General features: G+C 38.3%; 16 protein-coding genes. 8 read left to right on the forward strand and 8 right to left on the reverse strand.

From position 1 onward, the window contains the following. Positions 1-34 precede the first annotated feature (34 nt). From T8I65_RS05900 to T8I65_RS05910, 3 genes are read left to right on the forward strand one after another with little or no spacing between them, the layout of a single operon-like run. Positions 35-1,393 (forward strand): capsule assembly Wzi family protein, encoded by a 1,359-nt coding sequence (locus T8I65_RS05900; protein WP_322302472.1) that lies wholly within the window; start codon positions 35-37, stop codon positions 1,391-1,393. Positions 1,394-1,445: 52 nt separating this feature from the next. Further along, positions 1,446-4,385 carry a PAS domain S-box protein gene (locus T8I65_RS05905; protein ID WP_322302473.1) on the forward strand — a complete coding sequence of 980 codons (2,940 nt, stop codon included), beginning with the start codon at positions 1,446-1,448 and terminating at the stop codon, positions 4,383-4,385. 24 nt (positions 4,386-4,409) lie between these two features. Further along, on the forward strand, positions 4,410-4,814 hold the full coding sequence (locus T8I65_RS05910; RefSeq protein ID WP_322302474.1) for a response regulator: 405 nt from the start codon (positions 4,410-4,412) through the stop codon (positions 4,812-4,814). On the opposite strand, the gene T8I65_RS05915 is transcribed toward T8I65_RS05910, so the two are convergent. Next, positions 4,783-5,895 carry an endonuclease/exonuclease/phosphatase family protein gene (locus T8I65_RS05915; RefSeq protein ID WP_322302475.1) on the reverse strand — a complete coding sequence of 371 codons (1,113 nt, stop codon included), beginning with the start codon at positions 5,893-5,895 and terminating at the stop codon, positions 4,783-4,785. The genes T8I65_RS05910 and T8I65_RS05915 overlap by 32 nt on opposite strands. Before the next feature lie 377 nt (positions 5,896-6,272). Between T8I65_RS05915 and T8I65_RS05920 the strand changes: the two genes are divergently transcribed. From T8I65_RS05920 to thrC, 5 genes are all read left to right on the forward strand, one after another. Beyond that, a complete protein-coding gene (locus tag T8I65_RS05920) occupies positions 6,273-7,400 on the forward strand; it encodes a hypothetical protein (RefSeq protein WP_322302476.1) in 1,128 nt (375 codons plus the stop codon). 4 nt (positions 7,401-7,404) lie between these two features. Continuing rightward, positions 7,405-8,868, forward strand: coding sequence for a magnesium chelatase (locus T8I65_RS05925; RefSeq protein ID WP_322302784.1), 1,464 nt, complete (start codon positions 7,405-7,407; stop codon positions 8,866-8,868). A gap of 320 nt (positions 8,869-9,188) precedes the next feature. Then, positions 9,189-11,636 (forward strand): bifunctional aspartate kinase/homoserine dehydrogenase I, encoded by a 2,448-nt coding sequence (gene thrA / locus T8I65_RS05930; protein WP_322302477.1) that lies wholly within the window; start codon positions 9,189-9,191, stop codon positions 11,634-11,636. 2 nt (positions 11,637-11,638) lie between these two features. Then, entirely contained in the window at positions 11,639-12,559 is a 921-nt protein-coding gene (locus T8I65_RS05935; RefSeq protein ID WP_322302478.1) for a homoserine kinase, read from the forward strand. Next, positions 12,556-13,854: a threonine synthase gene (thrC, locus tag T8I65_RS05940; RefSeq protein ID WP_322302479.1), complete on the forward strand. Its 1,299-nt coding sequence runs from the start codon at positions 12,556-12,558 to the stop codon at positions 13,852-13,854. The genes T8I65_RS05935 and thrC overlap by 4 nt, the downstream gene beginning before the upstream one ends. 22 nt (positions 13,855-13,876) lie before the next feature. On the opposite strand, the gene T8I65_RS05945 is transcribed toward thrC, so the two are convergent. The 7 genes from T8I65_RS05945 to proC form a co-directional block, all read right to left on the reverse strand. Further along, entirely contained in the window at positions 13,877-14,368 is a 492-nt protein-coding gene (locus T8I65_RS05945) for a hypothetical protein (protein ID WP_322302480.1), read from the reverse strand. 55 nt (positions 14,369-14,423) lie between these two features. Then, complete coding sequence (locus tag T8I65_RS05950) at positions 14,424-15,914, reverse strand: S10 family peptidase (protein WP_322302481.1); 1,491 nt, start codon at positions 15,912-15,914, stop codon at positions 14,424-14,426. A gap of 37 nt (positions 15,915-15,951) precedes the next feature. After that, positions 15,952-17,958 (reverse strand): cation:proton antiporter, encoded by a 2,007-nt coding sequence (locus T8I65_RS05955; RefSeq protein WP_322302482.1) that lies wholly within the window; start codon positions 17,956-17,958, stop codon positions 15,952-15,954. A gap of 113 nt (positions 17,959-18,071) precedes the next feature. Further along, positions 18,072-19,940 carry a peptidase M61 gene (locus T8I65_RS05960; protein WP_322302483.1) on the reverse strand — a complete coding sequence of 623 codons (1,869 nt, stop codon included), beginning with the start codon at positions 19,938-19,940 and terminating at the stop codon, positions 18,072-18,074. 198 nt (positions 19,941-20,138) lie between these two features. Beyond that, positions 20,139-21,338, reverse strand: a complete 1,200-nt coding sequence (locus T8I65_RS05965) for a glutamate-5-semialdehyde dehydrogenase (RefSeq protein ID WP_322302484.1) — start codon at positions 21,336-21,338, stop codon at positions 20,139-20,141. A gap of 34 nt (positions 21,339-21,372) precedes the next feature. Beyond that, entirely contained in the window at positions 21,373-22,146 is a 774-nt protein-coding gene (gene proB, locus T8I65_RS05970; protein WP_322302485.1) for a glutamate 5-kinase, read from the reverse strand. 35 nt (positions 22,147-22,181) lie between these two features. After that, complete coding sequence (gene proC / locus T8I65_RS05975) at positions 22,182-22,988, reverse strand: pyrroline-5-carboxylate reductase (protein ID WP_322302486.1); 807 nt, start codon at positions 22,986-22,988, stop codon at positions 22,182-22,184. Between the last annotated feature and the right edge of the window lie 195 nt (positions 22,989-23,183).

The raw sequence follows: 23,183 nt of genomic DNA on the forward strand, positions 1-23,183 counted from the left end.
TCTAAATAGTAATATTTGCAACCTAAGTAGAAGTATGAAGTATCCTTTTATTCTTTACATTTTATTAATCCTTAGCTTAAGCTCATCTGGTCAGGATTATATCAATCTTGAGGCTAAAGGAACTGCAGGAATTTATAGTAGTTCGGAATCTCCATTTTGGATGCATTCTAATCGAAGAGGAAGAGTAGATGAGAAAACTTTTTATAGCGGATTATTATCGGGTTCGGTTATCTTTAATAAAGATAATTCAAGTTCGTTTCAGTTTGGAGGTGGACTTCTATATAAGGATGGATATGATGATGGATTTAAAATTGACGAGGCATATTTCAGTTACGTTTCTCCAAAGATTAGAGTCGATATTGGTAAACGACAGCGAACAGATCTTTACCAGGGTTTAAGTGTTAGCAATGAAAGTATTCTATGGTCGCTGAATGCGTCGCCGTTTCCAGGAATATCTATTGAAACAGTTGAACCAGTCTTTTTTAATTTTAAGGATTACGGACTGGGGTTTAAATTTTCCATTGGAGAATACCTATTAGATGATGAGCGATTTATTGATAATACAAGGTTGCATCATAAAAGTGGACATTTAGTTTATAGAACTCAGAAAGATTTCGAAGTCAGTCTCGGGTTACAACAATTCGTGCAATGGGCAGGTGTTTCAGAGGAATTTGGAAGACTACCAAAGACCCTAGAAGACTATGGACGTGTAATCACAGGTAGAGCTGGAGTCGATGACGTGGGAGGTGAGGAAGTGAACGCTCTTGGAAATCAGATGGGGAGCTATGAATTGAAGATCAGGACCAGAATCAATGATTTGGATGTTGAATTGTTTTACAACCATATCTTTGAAGACGGGTCCGGTTTGAAATTAGGAAATTTCCCTGATGGCCGTTATGGAGTCTACATTGAAGATAATAGAGATACCTTCTGGGGTAAAGACTGGATAAGATATTTTATATACGAATTTTACTATACTAAGAATCAAAGCAGAGACCGGAAGAGTTCGGCCATCGATGGCGCTGATAATTATTTTAATAATAATCTTTACCAATCAGGTTGGACATACCAAAATAGGGTCATTGGGGTGCCATTGATATTACTGAATGATGATCGTTTTAGAATAGGGACTAATATTCTTACGGTTCATCACCTCGGGTTAAAGGGGGCTTTATTAAAGAATAATTCTTACCAATTTTTACTGAGTTATAGAGTAAATTATGGTCTTAAAGATTCGTTCTACAAACCAACTGCACGTGTAGTTTCATCCTACCTGGAAGTTGAGTTAATGAAGGGCGATTATAACCTGTCTGCCTTTGTCGCTTCAGATATTAAAAACGTAGATCAATCTAATTTTGGTGCAGGCCTCATATTCTCCAGATCCTTATTTTAGGTCAAGCTCAAATTTTTTTGTATTTTCCTAAACCCAAACCTACTATCGTATCTTGAATTACGTTTCTATAAATTCTATTACAGAAACAGTGATTACCTTAAGTTATGCTAAGGGTGTCATTGCGTTTGATAATTCTGCAGCACAATTTTTCGAGGAAAACTTTTCTTCGGAAATTAGTCTGCGATGTACGCTATTTGCCCTTTTTCCTTCAGAACTTGCCGCACAGATCAATGAAAAAATGACCTTTTGTAAGAAAGGTCGCTTTCAAACCCATTCGTACCAGAAGGATTACAACTCGTCTGTCTTTAGTTTTTATATAGCACCAATTATAGGTGATGACAGTAAAATTAGTAGTGTTTCTTTGTCAATAGAAAAGAATGACAAGACCTATAGAAAGAAGGAAGACCTGTTATTGAGAGAATTAAATTACAGTTCACAATTTTATACAAATCTTTTTTATCACAATCCAGATGCGGTTTTTCTCTTTGATCAAGAGGGAAAGTTCATAAATGTAAATGCACAATCTGCACAATTAGCCGAAACTACCGAAGAAAAACTGTTACAAATGCACTTTTTACCGTTCATTCCTGAAGCAGAGAAGGACCAGGTTTTAAATTACTTCGGAAGAGCTCTACACGGCGAGTCTCTTGATTATCAGTGTAGTTTTGTTACGGCTAAAGGTAACCATAGAGTACTGGAGGTTAAAAACTTTCCAATTATATTTCAGCAAGAAATTATCGGGGTATACGGAGTTGCAAAAGATATTACAGAGAAGCTTGAAATTGAGCGTAAGCGACGTGCAGATAAACAAATGTTGCGGGCTATAATCGATAATATTCCAGATTATATTTTTGTAAAGGATCGGAATAACCGTTCTATCCTCACCAACAAAAAATTTGCGAATATTATATTAGGAATGAATGATCTACAAGCCAACTCAAATATCACTCCGCTAGACTATTTAGAGGAAACCAAAGCTAAAAAAATCATTGCCGATAATGATTTGGTAATGAATTCAGGTAAAGCAGTTTACAATCGCCAGGATATTGTTGAAAAAGGTGATGGCAGTCAGGAAATGGTACTACTAACAAAAGTTCCTTTGAAAGATGCGGAAGGTAATGTAATTGGTTTAGTAGGGATAGCAAGAAACAACACAGATGCTTTTCTGCAGAATAAAAGAAAGGATCTAATTCTCAAAACATTGAAGGCTTTTGGGGATAAAAGAACATTTCAGGATGCAACGATCAAAACCCTTGAGATATTCAGTAGTGAATTAGGCTTTGACTATGCAGAAGCCTATAAACTAAGTGCAAATAAAATAGAATTGATTCGAACAGCTTACTGGCCTGAAAATATAGATCTTCAGAAAGGAGATTCTGAGAGCGTTCGTTATAAAAAAGATGAAGGTCTGCCAGGTAAAGTATGGGCTTCTATGAGTATCGAAATTATTCATAAGGAGGATAATACAGGTCTGCTCAAAAATATGATGCTAAATGAATCTGAATCAATACAAACTGCGGTTGGAATACCTATAATATTGCAAGGACGTTTGATCAGTATTCTTTGTTTTGGTTCTAAAGTTCACCGAAAAAAAATAGAACAATCTATATACACAGATGTTAGTATTCAGATAGCCTCGGCTATGGAAAGAAAACTGAGTCAGAATCAATTGTCAGACTTCTTTGAATATTCTCCAAACTTAATAGCGGTGATTGGGCTGGATGGATTTATTAAAATGGCGAATCCTGCTTTCGTGAAAACTTTTAATTATAGCACAGCTGAAATTTTATCACAACCATTTTCCACTTTCATTCATCCTGATGACCTGGATAAAACTTTCGAAGCTATCAATCTAATTTCTATTGGAGGAGAAGATTTCGAAATTCGCTGCAGGCAAAAGAATGGAGATTATATCTGGATATCCTGGCGTTTTTCAAGATTTTTTGAGAACGAAAATATAGTATACATCTATGGAACTAATGTCACCGCTATCAAAGATCATGAATCCTTACTAAGAAATAGTGAGAAGCGATTTAAGGCCCTGGTTCAGGAAGGTTCAGATCATATTGCAATTCTGGACCGTGAATGGAAATTTATTTATAATAGCCCAGGTACAGAGCAACTCTACGGCTTGTCTATAGATCAATTATTTCACACTTCTTTCGAACATAGCGTATGTCATGATGATTGGCATAACATTGCCGGTATTCTGGAAGGTCTCAAAGATGGACAAAGATTGCAACTGCCAAGTTATAGAGTTAAGGATCAGGATGATAATATCCATTGGATCGAAACTATTGCAACAAATCTTTCTAACGATGATGCAGTTGGCGGAATTGTACTCAATTCGAGGGATATTACAGAATTTATACTTCAGGAACGCCAGCTAATTGAAAGTCTTAAGCGTTATGATATAGTGGCCAAAGCTACAAGTGATATTATTACCGATTATCATATAGCGACTGGAATTATGAAAGTTAGTGACACCCTGGAAAAGGTTTTTGGTTGGACTTCTGAAGAGGGTACTTTTACTTCGGAATGGTGGAATGATAAAATTCATCCTGAAGATTATAAAGAGGTAAGAAACTCTGCACACGATCTTATTGAAAATAAGATTCAGAATCTAACTATTGAATATAGATTTCGATGCGCGGATGGTTCTTATAAATATGTCTTGGATCGAAGTCATTTGATGTTCGATGCTGAACAGAGACCAATAAGGATCATCGGCTCACTGCAAGATATCACTGAAAGAAAGAGTCATTTAATTGCCATTCAAAACCATAATAAGCGATTAAAAGAGATAGCCTGGACTCAGTCACATGTAGTTCGTGCGCCACTCGCAAAGATCATGGGACTGGTAGATTTGATGATGAACTATCGAGAAGATTTAGATAACATCGATGAAATACTAGAAAATATATTAATTTCAGCGAATGAATTGGATGCTATCATCCGAGAAATTGCTGTGAAAACTGAAAACGAATTGTAGCAATCCCCAAAATTACCCTAATATATGTTACGTACTATAATCATTGACGATGATGATATTGTCACCTTCCTACAAAAAAAGATTGTATCTAAAAGTGGACTGGATACTGATCCCTTAGTGTTTAAAGATGCGCATAAAGCTTTAGAATTTCTGGAATATGAAGCCAGTGAAGATCAGGAATACTTGATTATGCTTGATATAAATATGCCTGCTATGTCTGGATGGGAATTTTTAGACCACATCAAAAAATTGCCTTCAGATGAACGCTTGCATGTAGTGATGGCAACTTCCTCTATAGATCGCAAAGACAAACGTGAAGCGGCAAATGATCCACATGTAGTGGATTTTATCGAAAAACCTCTTTCAGCCAGACATTGTGAAAAGTTAAAGGGAATCTCTAAGCTTGCACCCTATTTCCAATTGAGCTAAAGGGAATCTTCTCGATTAGAGGATTTGCAGTTTTAATTTTTTCTTCGGCCCAATCCTTTTCCTCTTCATCAGGTGCATCAGTGTCCTCATTGATCGCGCCCGCAATAGGTTCATGATTTAGCTTAATATACATAGGGAAGTGGTCTGAACCAATACTTTTCTCCCGTGCGATCTCTATAAGTGTAAAGTCTCTTGTATGAAATACGTGATCCAGAGGCCATCTTAATAATGGATAATCTGCGTGAAAAGTATTGAAGAAGCCTCTCCCAATCCTTGGATCCATGAGTCCGCTCAACTTCTGAAAAAGTCTTGTTGTTCTTGACCAGGCTACATCATTCAGATCACCAAATACTAGAGTAGTATGTTTTTCACTGTCGATATCACGACCTAACATCAAAAGTTCGGCATCTCGGTTAGTACTGGTATCACTTTCCGTAGGGCTGGGCGGCATTGGGTGTAAACAGTGAATGTTCACTTTCTTGCCACTTCTAAGTACTACCATTCCATGTATGGAAGGAATATCGTGCTGTACCAGATATCTTACTTTAATATCTTCCAATTTAAGTTTGGAATATAAGTGCATTCCATAAAGATTATCCATTGGAATTTTGACAGTATACTTATAGTCTTTTTCAATTACCGACATTTCATCTTCCCAGCGTTGGTCAGATTCCAGAGTAAGTAGAACATCCGGATTTCGCTCCTTTACCAATTCGATAAGCTTATCGCTGCGCTTATTGGGAGTTAGTACATTACTAACTAATATAGAAATAGAAGCATCCGGATCGCTGCCTTTAAATTTCATAACCTGCTTCTTAGAAAGATAGGTATATGGATAAATTTTCACGAATTGATAAAGCAGACTAATGAAAAGCGCAGCTATGGCAATTAAATGCCAATCTTTACTGAAGTCGTAAACAAAGACAGAAGCAATAATTACACAAATGATCAGGAAGCTTATCTGAATCCTTGGGAAATCAAATCCACGAATCCACCATTGATCAAATCTGGTCGCTGATGCTATCGTGGGAATACACATAACTACTGTAAAAAAGATCAAGATAATCTCTCCTATGCTCATACTGGTCGTTTATGGTTGGTTATTAAGTGTAGGTTAATTCATTAGAGAATCATCCTTTCCCTGTTATGCAGTGTAAAATTGTACTACAGGCCTCTAAGATAGTATTTGCATCGCAACTGTAAAAGAGAGCCTGAGTGCCGGAAGAATCGGGACGCTTTAAACTAATTATGATCATATTCCAGAACCCTTGTGAATACGAGCCTCCAAAGAATAATTTCAATTAACTTACTTGTAAACACCACAGCATAGGCATTGGAATTTGTGACAAAAATAACATCCGAAGTTGAGAAAGTAACTTATCTAAGTTAACATAACTTTAGTCTCTGTGCATCTTCAGGTGTTTTTAGATTCTTCCGAAAAGCATTAATTTTATTATTATGAAAAAGAAGGAGAAAGAAGTAAGGGGCTTCGTTTTTAATAAATTCGAAGAACCTGAAAAGTCTGTATTCGACAGGCTTTTCGATATCTTTAAAGAGATTATTACCCACACCTCAGGAGATCTCGAAGAGGCTTTAGACTGGCTTAGACAATTGGATGAAGAGTATCAACTTACAACTGATGATTATACGATCGATGATTTCGTTGAAGAGCTGAAGCAGAAAGGTTACATTAAGGAAGAGATAGAACCAGATGGCAGCGGAGGAATGAGCATTACGGCGAAAACCGAACGCGCTATAAGAAAGCAAGCGCTGGAGCAGATCTTCGGAAGATTAAAAAAAGGTGGCGCAGGAAATCACAGAACTAACAAAACAGGTCGGGGAGATGAGCACACGGGTGACTTCCGGCAATACCAGTTTGGAGATTCTTTAAGTAGAATTTCTGTGACAGAAAGTCTTCGGAATGCACAGATAAACAATGGAATTGGTGAATTCAGCATGTCTGAAGAAGATCTGGTGGTAGAGGAAACTCATTTCAAATCACAAATGAGCACTGTACTTATGATCGATATTAGTCACAGTATGATCCTGTACGGCGAAGATCGTATCACTCCGGCAAAGAAGGTAGCAATGGCACTTTCAGAATTAATAACTACCCGATATCCTAAAGATACCCTGGATATCCTGGTCTTTGGAAATGATGCCTGGCCGATTTCCATTGCAGAATTACCATATTTAAAGGTTGGTCCTTATCACACCAATACCGTGGCAGGACTTGAATTAGCTATGGATCTTCTACGCCGAAAGAGAAATACCAACAAACAGATCTTTATGATCACCGATGGGAAGCCTAGTTGCATCAGGGAAAAGGATGGAACATACTACAAGAATAGTGTTGGACTGGATCCTTATGTAATCGATAAATGTTATAATAAAGCGAGGCAAGCAAGAAAGCTCAGAATTCCTATTACAACATTTATGATCGCCCAGGATCCATACCTTACCAGGTTTGTACAGGAATTTACCGCTGCTAATCAAGGGAAAGCATTCTATACTGGGCTTAAAGGTTTGGGTGAAATGATCTTTGAAGATTATGAATCGAACAGAAAAAAAAGAATTAGAGGATAAAGCTATGAATACAAACGATATCAAGACACTTGGAGCATTAAAATCTTCAGGTTACCAGACTAAGAGTATTAAAGACGAACTTAGAGATAACTTAAAAGTCAGAATAAAAGAAGGTAAAAAAGCTTTTGAAGGAATACACGGGTATGATTATACGGTGATCCCGGAGCTTGAGCGTGCCATTCTATCAAAACATAATATTAATTTACTAGGATTACGCGGACAGGCAAAAACAAGGCTGGCCAGGCTTATGGTGAATTTACTGGACGAATGGATTCCGGTAGTTGCAGGTTCAGAGATCAACGATGATCCTTTAAAACCAATTAGCCGTTATGCTCAGGAAAAGATCGATGAGGAAGGTGATGAAACACGAATAGAATGGATGCATCGTGAAGATCGGTTTTTTGAGAAGCTGGCGACTCCAGATGTTACCGTAGCAGATCTGATTGGTGATGTAGATCCAATCAAGGCTGCTAATTTGAGACTGAGTTATGCTGACGATCGTGTGATTCACTACGGAATGATTCCCCGGGCGAACAGAAGTATTTTTGTAATCAATGAGCTGCCAGATCTACAGGCTAGAATTCAGGTTGCTTTATTTAATATTCTTCAGGAAGGTGATATCCAGATTAGAGGGTTCAAATTACGTTTACCATTAGATATGCAATTTGTATTTACAGCCAACCCTGAAGATTATACCAACAGAGGAAGTATTGTAACTCCGCTGAAGGACAGGATAGGATCTCAAATTCTAACCCATTATCCACAGAATATCGATATCGCCAAAACCATTACGGCACAGGAAGCAAAAAAAGACTGTAGACAGGAAGATACAATTAAAGTTCCCGAGCTTGCGAAAGATCTTTTAGAACAAATTAGTTTTGAAGCCAGGGACAGTGAATATATAGATCATAAAAGCGGTGTTAGTGCAAGGATGAGTATTACCGCATTTGAAAATTTACTGAGTACTGCCGAGAGACGCATCTTAAAAACCGGAAGTGAAGAAACTACTTTACGATTTGGTGATTTTCTCGGAGTGATTCCTGCGATCACTGGAAAAGTGGAACTCGTTTATGAAGGAGAGCAAGAAGGTGCAGCATTTGTAGCCATGGAACTTATTGGTGCAGCGGTAAAAACATTGTTCCCGGAGTATTTTCCGAAGATCGAAAAGCTTCAGAAGCCAGACGCAACTACACCATATGATGATCTGGTAGAATGGTTTTTTGAAAGTTCAGGTTTCGAATTGCCAGATGATCTAAGTGATTCAGAATATAAAGAACAACTAGATTCTATTGAACCTCTAAATGAACTTATTCAGAAGTATCAACCGAATATTGAAAATTCAGATAAATATTTTATGAAAGAGTTCTTATTATGGGCTTTGGTCGAACATAAAAAGTTAAGTAAACAGCGTTTTTCTAAAGGTCTTAAGTTTAAGGATCTCTACGGAAGTTACATTAGCGGATTATAATCTGTATTTTTAAATAATTAATAATCAGCCTGATAATTTGAATTATCAGGCTTTTTTCTGTTCTATTTTGAGAATTCCATAAATCTTCAATTCATTAAGGTTTAAAATTTTGTCATGTAGAATTATTAAATACCTTTAAAATAAATAAGACCAGAATCGTGAATTTTTCAACTTCATTTATTGACATGATCCAGGAAGAAATCTACTCTTCTGCAGTGACTATGTTTATCACGATTACAGGTATTACCCCTTGTGGGGTCCTAGCTATATAATACTCGTCCATACCTAATTTTATTTTAATCATTTAAATAATTTCAGCCATGCAAATCCTGAAATTTGGGGGGTCATCTGTATCCTCTCCAGAGAGAATCAAGTCATTATCCAGGTTAGTTCAACAGTATAGTAAGAATGAAAAAGTCGTTGTTGTTTTTTCAGCATTTGGAGGTGTAACCAATGATCTTCTAAGTGTAGCTACACTTGCCCGGGAGCGCGATGATTCCTATAAAGAACTTCTGACTTCTATAGAAAAAAGACATTTGGATGCGGTTCGGGAATTGTTGCCTGTCGACCAGCAGAGTGCTGTCTTAAGTAAGGTGAAATCATTTATAAATCATCTGGAAACGCTCTGTGAAGGGGTTTTTCTGTTAAGTGAACTCTCAGATAAAACGACTCATGTGATCTCCGGTTTCGGAGAAATGCTTAGTACCGAAATCATTTCGGCTTATCTTAAGTTGAGCGAAAAGAATACATTATTGGTAGATGCACGAGAACTTATTGTTTGCCGCAACTTTAAGGAAAAAGTGCAGGTAAGCTACGAACCGTCGAACACTAAGATTCGTCAATATTTTAATAATCATGATGCTCAGATCTATGTAGTTCCTGGTTTTATTTCGAAAAATTCTGAAGGCGTTCCCAGTACTTTGGGAAGAGGTGGATCAGATTTTACTGCGGCGATCCTCGGTGCAGCCCTCAATCTTAAAAAAGTGTATATCTATACAGATGTGAACGGAATGTACACCGCAAATCCAAATTTGGTTTCACAGGCCTATCCATTGGAACATATCTCGTATGAAGAGGCCATGGAGCTTTCTCATTTTGGTGCCAAAGTACTTTATCCTCCAACTTTGCAACCGCTTATCAATCAGAATATTGAAATCCATATAAAATCTACGTTCGATCCTGAAAATCATGGAACAGTAATTTCCCGGTCCAGTAAAAAGAACTTTAGATGGGTTACCGGTATCACCCATATCGATGCGATCAGTCTGCTGAACGTGGAGGGTAGTGGCATGGTTGGTATCCCAGGGTTTTCTAAAAGACTTTTTGAAGCGCTTTATTTATCAGGGATTAATGTTGTGCTTATCACTCAGGCTTCTTCGGAACATAGTATTTGTATCGCAGTAAGGGATGAAGAAGCTTTGGAAGCTAGAAATGTATTGAATGATGCATTTGAAGCTGAAGTTTCTTCCGGTAAGATCAAAGCCGTAAAAATTGAAGATGATGTTGCGATTATTGCTCTGGTAGGTGATCGTATGAAAAGTCATCATGGTCTTAGTGGTAACATGTTTAGTGCTTTAGGACATAATAATATCAACATCAGGGCAATTGCCCAGGGTGCTTCAGAGAGAAATATTTCAGCTGTCATTGCGAAAAAGGATGTAACTAAAGCTCTAAATCTATTGCATGAAGAGTTTTTTGAAGTGCCTTCTAAAGAATTGAATTTGTTCATTACCGGAGTAGGAAACGTGGGTGGTAAACTTTTACAGCAACTTCAGAAGCAGGAAGCATATTTACTTCAGAAGTTAAGATTGAAAGTTCGGGTTCTGGGAATCTCAAATTCCCGAAAAATGCTCTTTTCTGAAAATGGTATCGACCTGAACTCCTGGCAGAATGATCTAGCTAACGCTGATGAATGCTCACCAGAAGCTTTTTTTGAATCTATTAAAAACTTAAACCTGCGAAACAGCATATTTGTAGATAATACTGCGAGTGTAGTAATTGCCGGGTGGTACAAACATTACCTCAGAAACTCGATTTCGGTAGTTACCTGTAATAAGATCGCCTGCGCAGATTCTTTTGAAAACTATCAGGAATTGCAGGATCTTGCCAGGGAATATGGAGCTTCCTTTCTTTATGAGACTAATGTTGGTGCAGGGTTGCCAATTATAGATACACTACAAAATCTAATGGCTTCCGGAGATCAAATCAGGAAGATCCAAGCGGTACTCTCCGGGAGTTTGAATTTTGTCTTCAATAATTATAAAGCTGAAGAGCCTTTCCATAGTATTGTACGTCAGGCGATGGAAGAAGGGTTTACCGAGCCAGATCCAAGAATTGATCTTAGCGGAGTAGATGTAGCTCGAAAGATTTTAATTCTGGCCAGAGAATCGGGACTTAGCCTTGAACTGGAGGATATTGAAAAAGATAGTTTCTTATCTGAAGCCAGCCTGAATGCGGCAGATAATGCTGAATTTTTTGAGATCATTGAGAAAGATGAAGCAAGCTTTCAGAAAATGTATCTTGAAGCAGAAGCTGAAGGTGCCGAACTTAAATATGTAGCTCAATTAGAGAACGGAAAGGCAAAAGTCGGGTTGCAAAAAGTTCATGCGCAACATCCTTTTGCGAATTTGAGTGGGAGTGATAACATTGTACTGTTCTTTACAGAACGATATCCTGAGCAGCCATTAATTGTAAAAGGAGCAGGTGCGGGGGCAGATGTAACTGCCTCGGGAATATTTGCAGATGTGATAAGAATCGGTAAACGATAGTTATGGAAGAAATTAAAATATTCGCTCCGGCTACGGTCGCTAATTTATCCTGTGGTTTTGATGTACTTGGATGTTGCCTGCAGAACGTAGGTGATGAGATGCTGGTAAAAAAGAATGATCTAAATGAGCTTCGTATTACTAAAATTACTGGCGCAGATCTTCCAATGGAAATTCATAAGAACGTTGCTGGTGTTGCCGTTCTCGCTCTTCTGGAAAGACTTGGTTCGAAGCAGGGTTTTGATATCGAGATCGATAAAAAGATTCGGTCTGGAAGCGGAATTGGGAGTAGCGCTGCAAGTTCTGCAGGAGCGGTTTATGCAGTTAATAAACTTCTTGACGATCCTTTTACTAGCAAGGAGTTGATCGAGTTTGCGATGCAGGGTGAATTACTTGCCAGTGGAAATGCTCATGCAGATAACGTTGCTCCGGCTTTACTAGGTGGCTTCAGTCTGGTTAGAAGTTATGATCCACTGGAAATTCTTGGACTACCTGCACCTTCCGAGATAAGAATGGTCGTTCTTCATCCAATGATAGAAATTAAAACCCGGGATTCTCGAGCGATCATAAAACAGAATGTTACCCTGGCATCGGCCATTGCTCAATGGGGAAATCTGGGAGCTTTTGTCAGTGCGCTTTATACTAATGATTACGAGCTTATGGGAAGAAGTCTACACGACGCTATTGTAGAACCTGTTCGTTCCATTTTGATCCCATACTTCGATGACTTGAAAAAACATGCTTTAGATAAAGGAGCCCTGGGCTTTGGAATCTCGGGTTCAGGACCTTCAGTTTTTGCTATGTGTAAAGGTGATACTGCCGCAGAAGAAGTGAGGTCAGGTTTCATCACTTTTCTTAAGGATAAGGATATGGGATTTGAACTGCATGTTTCAGAAATTAATAAATCAGGAATCAGAATATTATGAAGTACTATAGTCTTAACAATAAAGAACATCATAGCGATTTTGAAAATGCGGTGGTACGCGGACTTGCACCCGACAAAGGACTTTATTTTCCAGAGAGGATTCCGCAGTTATCGAGCGAATTCATAAGCAACCTGAAGAGCCTGAATTCCACAGAAATTGGGATGCATGTCATTTCTCCATTCGTTAGCAATGAAATTCCTGAGACTGAGCTTCAAAAAATCCTGGAAGAAACGCTTTCCTTCAATTTTCCGGTGAAAAAGATTGAGCCAGATGTTTCAGTGCTGGAATTATTTCACGGTCCAACCCTGGCCTTCAAGGATGTAGGAGCACGATTTATGGCGGGTAGTCTTGGCTATTTTATTAAGAAGGGAAATTTAGGAAAGGTCACCGTATTAGTAGCAACTTCAGGTGATACCGGTGGTGCTGTAGCCAATGGATTTCTGGGTGTTGATGGGATTGATGTAGTTATTCTTTACCCTAAAGGAAAAGTGAGTGAAATCCAGGAGAAGCAATTAACTACTCTGGGAGAAAACATACAGGCGATCGAAGTTGATGGAAATTTCGATGATTGCCAGGGAATGGTAAAAAAAGCTTTTCTCGATAGTGAAATCACAGATCGCCGGCAACTTACCTCAGCGAACTCGATCAACCTGGCTAGATGGTTACCTCAAATGTTCTATTACTTCCTTGCCTACAGGCAGTTAGAAACAAAAAATAAGGTAGCTTTTTCAGTGCCAAGTGGAAATTTTGGAAATATTTGTGCAGGACTACTGGCAAAAAAGATGGGGTTACCTATAGATACATTTGTCGCGGCTAATAATGCCAATGATACGGTAACCAGGTTTATGGAATCTCAGGATTACCAGGCTAAACAAAGTGTCCAGACCATTTCGAATGCTATGGATGTGGGTGATCCCAGCAACTTTGTGCGTATCCTGGAATTATTTGGACATCACTTTAAAGATCTCAAAAAACATTTGATGGCTATGAGCTATACCGACTCCGAGACTAACACAGCCATTAGATCGGTTTACGAAAAACACAATTATTTGATGGATCCTCATGGAGCTGTTGGTTATCTTGGTCTTAAGGACTTTTTGAAGATAAATTCTGAATATAACGGCGTGTTTTTAGAAACAGCGCATCCAGTCAAATTTCTGAAAACTGTAGAAAAAGCTTCTGGAGCAAAAGTAAGTATACCCGAGTCTATAGCAGGAATTCTGAATAAAAAGAAGAAATCCTTTCAGTTAAGCACGTATGGCGAGTTGAAAGAATTTCTTCTGGAAGATTATTAATAATAGAATGTAAGATGACTTACTATTTGACCTTGTTCAGGGTAATACTTCCTATACAATTCTCAGCAGCTCCGCAGGGATCAAAATTAAATGTGAGAGTATTTTGTTCCAATTTAAAATTGAAACTCCATTCTACTTCTTGTTCATTTAAACTTAATTCCTGCAGAGATTGAAGAGCTCCAGAATCATTTTGAGAAATCCATCTGTCTGATACTAAGGAAAGTCGGTTGTTGCTGATTGTAAAAGTTCCGAGTTCCTTGAACATATACCCGGCAATATCTGAACTTTCCGTAGCTCGAATGAAAGTATAACTTTCGAATTTATTGTTATTCAGGAATTTATACTGAATCACATACTCGTAGTTCAAATTTTCATCCAATTCATCAAACTCAATAGGATCTAACGGGGAAGTCTTTTCCCAGATGCCTTCGATTGCAGTGTCTGATATAGTTTCGTCATCACTAGAGCATCCAGTAAGAAATAAAACGGAGAATAATATCAATAAATTCTTCATGAGATATACTTGTTTCTTATTAGATGCTTCAACATGAATATAGTTGCGTTAGAAATTAATATTTAGCCGACTGCTCCTTTACTGGCAGCGTATTATTGATAAAATCGCGAAGATCATCATTCGCTTTTTGGAGATCCTCGCTTCTCAGGTACATCATATGTCCGCTTCGGTAACCTTTAAAACTAAGACGATCTTTCATTCTACCACTTTGATCAAGTTGCCACATGCTGTATTTCGCATTGAAATAGGTGGTAGCCCCATCAAAGTAACCAGATTGAATTAGAACATCCAGATTAGGGTTTTGCGCCATAGCCTGTCTTAGCATCTCTCCGGAATTATTTCCACTACGATCCCATGGGTGAACAGGGCCGAACATAAAGTACTTAAGATCACTATTGAACTGAAGATCATTTCGTAAATAATGATTGATCGCAGGAGTAAAAGAGTGTAACCATGAAGTCAACTCTGAGTTGTAATCTGGAGAATCCCCTGAGTTCCTGGCGTCGAGACCTTTGTAACGAGAATCCAATCGGCCAACGGTGTAACCCTCTTTATCTCTTAATAGTTCTTTCCAGAAATACTGAAAAGGTACTTCCATATTATTCTGAAGAATGACCTCCTTTTTAATACCGGAATATTCAGCCATTTTTTCTGCGACTTCGTTCTTTTTTTCAGCGTCTACAAAACCACCTTTCATAAGAACCGGCAAAAGTTCATTGATCGCATAAGACTCTACTTCCGGTAACAGCTCTTCAAGATCTTTTTGTTGTAGTGTTGAAGGTAGCATTTTATGGTACCACGCAGCCGCGGCAAAGTAAGGAAGCCTGTTGGCTACCTCAACCGGACCTTCCCGATCTATACCAATTTCAGTAGGAGAAACGAGAATTACGCCGTTTAAATACATCCACTGACTATTTTGCAATTCCAGAGCCAATCCAGAAACACGGGTGGTTCCATAGCTTTCACCAATGAGGTATTTTGGTGATAGCCATCTATTTTTTCTGGTTACAAAAGTACTTAGCCATTCAGCCAGATACGTGATATCTGCCTGCACTCCAAAAAACCTCTCTTTGTCAACATTACCTTCAGCATCTGGGATAGGTCTTGAAAACCCTGTATTTACGGGGTTCACATAAACGATATCTGCCACGTCCAGAATAGAGTGCGGATTTTCTTTAATTCCGTAAGGTTGCACAGGAAAACCTTCATCATCGATCTTCAAAACCCTTGGACCAGTATAGGCAATATGCATCCAAACGGAAGCAGAACCGGGTCCACCATTAAAGGAAATGACCAATGGGCGGTCTTCAGTATTATTTATATTTTTACGCTTATAATAGGTGTAAAATAGACTGGCAATTGGAGTTCCGCTTTCATTCCAGAGCGGCATCATACCAGTTTCCGCAGTATAGTCAATAGATTTCCCATTTATTTTTACTGAATGACTGGTACTCACCATAGTGTCCTTTGGAATCTCAACTTTTTGTGCCACGGCACTGGAAGAGAAGAAAGTAAATGCGAGAATGAGTAAATGTATTTTTTTCATATTTGGTTTAAGTATTATTGCTGAAGAGCATATTAATTTACTTGAAAGAAAGTTGGTCATTTAGATGGTTGATATTACTTGGATGACCAAACAGGTATAATAAATCACCTTGTTCAATAATTGTTTTTGGTGAGATCTCAGTTAAATACCTGCGATCTCTCTGTATCGCAAGCAAGGTGACCTGGAAGTTCTTTCCAATACCAGAATCTTCGATGGATTTTCCTACGATCTGCCGGTTGTCCCGATTCACTTTTAGAGTAACGATCTCCCTGTTCGGAATGTTCAGGTGTTGCAGGGCAGGGGAGTGCGGTCTTTTCTTCATGGAAGTCAGCATCTCATAATCTGAAGATCTAATCTGGTTGATAAACTCCTGGATTTCATCAAAGGGCACAAGATATTTCTTTAGAACCCTGGTAAAGATTTCGATGGAAGTTTCAAATTCTTCCGGGATCACTTCGTCTGCTCCCAATCTCAGGACTTCTTCCATTTCTTTGACATACTTGGTACGAACAATAATAGTAGCGGTTTTGGTTAATTGTCTTATCGAAGTAAGCATTTTCCTGGTCGCACCAGCATCTGATATTGCAATTACGATAACCCTGGCTTCCTGCACATGCGCATGTTTCAGGATCGTTGTATTGATCGCGTCCCCGAATATTACAGGTTCTTTAAGCTCTTTTGCTTTATCAAATGCTTCCGGATTTGCATCAATGATCACATATGGAATTTCAGCCTTTTGTGCAGCTTTGGATATGTTGGAACCATTGATCCCGTATCCAATAAGTACAAGATGATCCTTCAGATTCTCTTCGGAAAATTCCTCATCAGCCTTAGTGCTTCTCTTAATGTTTTCCAGTCTTTTTCTAACTGCTGGAGGAATCGGTGCCTTCAGAAGTGCATAGGTGATCCTTGGAGCAGATTCAATCAGGAAAGGAGTAATACCCATCGTAATAATAGAAATGGCGAGGAAGTACTGATAAATATTTTCAGGAATAATACCACTTTCTTTTCCTACTCCAGAAAGTAACAGGGAGAATTCACCAACCTGGAAGAGACTAAATATAGCCAGGAACATGGTTCTAGCTGGAAACTTCAGAATAAGTACTGTAACTCCAATAACAAGCATTTTTAATAATACAACCGCGAGTACAAGACCAATAATGATCAGAATATTTTCAGCAAAGAAATCAAGGTTCAGCAGTGTCCCTACAGAGATAAAGAAAAAGCTTATAAATATTTCTCTAAAGGGTAATACGTTAGCGGTAGCCTGGTGACTGTAATCTGATTCAGAAATAATGAGTCCGGCGAAAAACGCTCCCAAAGCTAATGATAAACCGACCGTAGAAGTTAACCATGCCACCCCAAAACAGAATACGACGACCGTAAGAATAAATAATTCCTGGTTCTTTGTCTTTACGACCCATCCAAAGATCTTAGGCGCGACATACTTTGCAAGAATATATACGATCACCAATACCAGTAAGATCTTTAAGATCATGATCCCTACTGTGGTAAGAATATTTGGAGTTTCTCCGGCAAGCAAGGGTGTAAAAAGCATCATAGGAACTACCACGATATCCTGGAAAATAAGGATTCCCAGACCTATTTTTCCATGTGGTGTGGAAATTTCCCCTTTCTCCTGAAGTAGTTTTAAAACGATCGCCGTACTACTTAAACTAAACAGGAACCCCAGGAAAATAGAAGTGTTTAAAGGTAATCCCAAGGCGGTTGATATTCCAGCAGTAGCAAGAATGGTACCTCCAACCTGTAATCCACCACCAAGAAATATGATCTTCTTGATGGACGCCAGACCTTTTAATGATAATTCGATCCCAATAACGAAAAGCAGGAAAATAATTCCTATTTCTGAAAGCAATTCTACATCATGCTGCGAACTAATTAAATTAAAAGCATGCGGGCCGGCTATGATTCCAGCAAGAAGAAATCCCAGAATTGCTGGTAGTTTCAACTTCTGGAATACGAGAATGATCACGATCGATAATCCTAGTATAATAACAATATCCTGAAGGATTGGAATTTCCATATTTTGGCTGTTAATTAGTTTTTAAAGATAAAAATAATGCGAGAGCGACTCTAGCATTTAAACAAAAAAGCGGCAGTAAAAACTGCCGCTCTATATGAAATACCTGGATTTGATTAACCCTTCAACCAGGCATTTCGCAATTCAATTTTATCACCATCTGCATTCTGCACTTCACTTAAAGTCATTTGGGTATCCATAGGTGTAGATACTTTGGCTTTTAACTGCATTTCTTCTTCATTTCGAACAATGGTCATGGTAAAGTCATCGCCTTCTTTCCATTCCTGGGACTTGCGTATAAGTTCATAAACATTCTGAATAGAATAATCCTCACCATTTACGCTTTTCATCACGTCACCGCCTTCAACTCCAAGCTCCTTCAGGAAAGTATTAAACTCTGTATCTCCACGGAAAACGATCTCCTTGGTTTCCTGATTTGCAGTGATGTAAGGTTGCTGACCTTTCAGAAAGAAACCAACTTCCGTCATCTGCTCCTGTTCCTCAATTCCAGCCTTTGCAAAAAACTCGTCATAAGGAATTGGTGTTTCACCGGTAACATACTGGTCAAAGAAATTCTGAATTTCAGGATATGTAAGTTCAACGATCGTAGGAATCAATTCATCATCATTAAATGGTTTGTCTTTCCCGTACTTAGCATTCAATTTTTTCATAAGATCCAGAATTCCCATATTTCCACCGCTAAGTTCCCTTAGCCTGATGTCAAGAGCCATTCCTATAAGCGCTCCCTTCAGGTAAACATTGTAATAGGAATCTTTATACTCATCTGTAAGTATTTTTTCACTCATTACGGTAAAAGGAACGGTGTCATCAAATCTCTGTGAAGTTGTGATTTTTTGATTCATTCGCTTATAGAACTCCTTGTTATCTATAAGTCCTTGATTTACCTGGAATAGATTCGCGAAATATTCTGTTACACCTTCATAAAGCCATAAATGCTTGGACATTTTGGGATCATTATAATCGAAATAATGAACCTCGTTAGAATGAATTCCAAGTGGCGTAATAATATGGAAAAATTCATGCGATACGATATCGGTCATGCTCTTATCCAGAGAAGATGCATCCATAGACTCAGGCATTACCACCACTGTTGAGGTATGATGTTCCAGAGCTCCATAATTCGAAGCATCTCCTTCACCTTCGGAAAGGTAAACAAGGATGGCATATTTATCTGTAGAGTTTATGTCGCCAAGAAATTCCTTTTGTGCACGGATCATTTTCTCCATTCCAGGCTTTAAAGTCTGAGCCGAATGTTTTTCATTTGGTGAATAAACACTAAGTAAAACCTGCATGTTTTCTACCATGAAACTGGTAGTATCTGGCTTTGAATACAGGATCGGGTTATCGATCACTTCAAAATACCGATCCAGGTTGTAAACATCTGTCTTAGCGTTTCCTGCTTCAGAATTTTTAGTGGAAGCAATAGTAAGAGAAGTTCCTGCTACAAGATCTTCAGGACGTACGATCTCTAGCTGATATTTCTTTTCAGTCATTCCGTCGAAATAACCTACGAAACCATGAAGATTCAAAAGGAAGTTTTTATTCTTTAAAATATTCGTTCCTGCCATGGAATAAACACCGCCTTCTTCTTCCCAGTCGAAAGAGTCGTTTACCAGGTACATAACTTTATCAAGGTTTGCCGCCTTTTCAATCTTATAACTATTATCATCCAGCTTTTCGAAGCTCAATTCGTTTCCTTTATAGTCAATAGCTTTGAAGGATTCTGTAAATTTTCCGTAGTTATCTTCAGAATAAGTTCCGGGAACAGTTTTCGGGATATTGAATATGGTAGATTCGGTTTTAAATTCTGCCGGGTCTACGGTAACCCATACTTTGTCATTTTGAACGTTTACCAGATCAAGTTGAGCCAGAACTGGCTTTTCAATAGTTGCCTGGGGATTTTTCTGAGTCTTACAAGCGAACAACATTGAAGCTGCAGCCAGACCCATCACAAATTTTTTCATATATACTTTTGTTTTCTATTTATAAGACTAAACAGCCCCTTAAACGTTACAGTTATTGATTTAATTATATACCAGATCTAATTATTGAAGACGTTGGAAATTCAGTTGAATTGTTTAACGCGAAACATTTTATTTTCGAAATCTAGACATAAAAAAAGCCTGGCATTTGCCAGGCTTTTTAACTTATATAGATTGAGATTATACTCTTACATGTCCTTCACCCAATACGTAATATTTATTGGTAACCAATTGTTTAAGACCTAAAGGTCCTCTATGGTGAAGCTTGTAGGTTGAAATTGCAAGTTCAGCTCCAACGCCCATTTGCCCACCGTCGGTAAAGCGGGTGGAAGCATTGTGATATACTGCTGCTGAATCTACCTGCTCCATAAATGTGGTTGCTTCTTCTTTATCTGTTGTAATGATCGAAGCAGAGTGACCTCCAGAGTACTGGTTGATCTTCTCAATAGAATTATCAAGTCCGTCTACAGCTCCAATCACAATTTTCATCGCTAGAAACTCCTCATACCAGGTATCTTCAGATTGTACTTTAGCTTGATCTGTAAGAACTTCAGAGACTTTATCATCTACCAGAATTTCAACTTTATTATCGCTGAATAATTTTTCCAGTTCTTTCAGTTTAGATTCATACCCTTCAATATTAGTATCTACCAATACCTTATCTAAAGCATTACAACCTGAGATCTTGTCGATCTTAGCATTCAGCATTACTTTTTTGGCGATATCAAAATCGGCATTTTTAGAAACATACAGGAAGTTGTTTCCTCGTCCCGAAACTAACACTGCTCCGGTTGCATGTTCTTTCACAAACGCGATCAATCTCTCGCCGCCACGTGGTACGATAAGGTCTAATTGCTCTGGTGGATTTTTCAGAAATTCCTGAGTTTCGGTTCTATCCAGGTGTAAAAGTTTGATCCACTCCTTACCTAATCCGTTTTCTTCAAGTGCTTCATGCCAGCATTCCTCAAGTATTTTGTTACTTTCAATTGCTTCCTTACCACCTTTCAGATAGATCCTGTTGTTTGCTTTGAAAGCTAGAACAGCCGCTTCAATAGTCACATCGGGTCTGGATTCATAAATGATCATGATATTTCCAAATGGAGCCGTTTTGTTCGTAATATCCAGTCCAGTATCCAGTTTTCTATGTTCGATTACCTGGCCAACCGGATCATCCTGTTCCATCACCTCTTTTACAGACTGGATCATGCCGTCTACTTTTTTCTCATCAACGATCAATCGGTCATACATAGCCCGATCATCTTTCGTAAAGGCATCCAGATCTTTTTTATTCGCTGCTATAATTTCCTGGCGTCTTTTGTCCAGAATATTCATCATAGACTTAAGTACGTTATTTTTAGTATCTGATTTTATCAACTTCATTTCTTCGTATCTTTAAAATTATATTAATTATTTATTACGAGGTAAACTTCGTACCTACAGGTTTTCCGGCCATTATGTCCAGAATCACATCTTCACGTTTACCGTTAGCGATATAGGTTACAATGCCTTTGGCTGCAGTACCTTTAGCGATCTTGATCTTGGATTCCATTCCTCCTCGACCTTCGCCTTCACCTTTCTCAGATTGCTGAACGTATTTTTCTACATTTTCATCAATCTGTACTTTATTTAATTTTTCTGAATCGTCATGCTCAGGATGTCCAGTATAAAGACCATCTGTATCACTAAGGATAATTAGCTTTTCAGCGCCGATCAATTCTGCAACTAAACTAGCTAGTTCATCATTATCAGAGAACATAGACATAGTTACTGAAACAGCATCATCTTCATTCGCGATTGGAATAATTCCTTCAGATAACAAGGATTCATAACAATTGATCATATTCTCACGGTGTATTCCCGGGCTAAAATCTCTTTTGGTAGCTAATACCTGTGCGCATCGCATTCCGTAGTCATGAAAAATGCTATAATAATGACGCATCATTCTAGGTTGTCCTACAGAAGAGTACACCTGCCTACGTTTGCTAGCGTCTTCAATATTAATCTGTCCTAGAATTTCTTTACCTGCAATTGCAGATCCGGAAGAGACGAGGACAACCATGATATCTTCTTCATATAATGTTGCGATCTGTCGCACCAAACTTTTCAATATTGGTCCCAAAATTCTGTTGTCCTTGTTGGTCATCACATTGGTTCCAACTTTCACGACAATTCTTCTTTTCTTATCCATTATAGATGTTTTGGTTATTAGGTTTTGTAAGTTGATTATTTTTCTTCTCCGAGTTCAACGGCTCTGTCGAAAGCAGCGTAGGCTGCATCCTTAATAAGTTCCTTAACATTATTATCATCCATAGAATCTAATGCTGCCCTGGTAGTTCCTCCTTTCGAGGCTACACGGTCCATCCAGGTGTCTGGGCTTAGATCATTCTGGTTGAAAAGTTCCACGGCCCCTTCAAAAGTCTGGCTTACTAATACTTTGGAGTCATTTTTACTGAAGCCCATTTTAAGAGCAGCTTCCAGCATCGAATTCATAAAATAGAATACATAAGCTGGTCCACTACCTGAAATACCAGTAGAAGCATCAATAAAATTTTCATTCTTTACGTGTATAGATTCTCCAGTAGTATCCAAAAGATTACGAACCATTAGAAGTTCCACTCTGGAAACTTCCTTGGATTCTGTATAGGAAGTGACTCCCTTTCCTACCTGTGCTGGTAGATTGGGCATAGATCTAACCACTTTCTTAACACCCAATCCATTCTGAATTTTCTCTATGGTGATACCAGCCATTAAGGAAACAAATATCTGATCCTTGTTTACCATTGGCTTCATTTCCTCAAAAAGCTCATCACAGTGATAAGGCTTAACGGCGACAAAAACCATATCAGCCTTGGGCAGGCATTCCTCAAGTGATTCATAAACATCAAAGTGATCCAGGTCTCTAAGTCTTGCAATCACATCTGCTGATTTATCGAATACCATAAGATTTCTCCTGTTAAGCATGGCAGATTGTGCCATCCCTTCAGCGTAAGTTAATCCCATGTTTCCTGCTCCAATTACTAATGTTTTCATATTTGGTATTTTAATTCAAATAATATCGACTTTTTGTCGAACGATTTCGATTACTATAGTGCAATTACCATGCGATAGGACTCAAAACACGTAGCTTACCCCCTAGATGACCGTTAATTTAGCCACATTCCATAAGAATTAGCATTAATAAAAACTTAAAATCTATTTATGAAATCCTGACTTATTATGGATATA

Source organism: Christiangramia sp. OXR-203, assembly GCF_034372165.1.
Classification (GTDB): domain Bacteria; phylum Bacteroidota; class Bacteroidia; order Flavobacteriales; family Flavobacteriaceae; genus Christiangramia.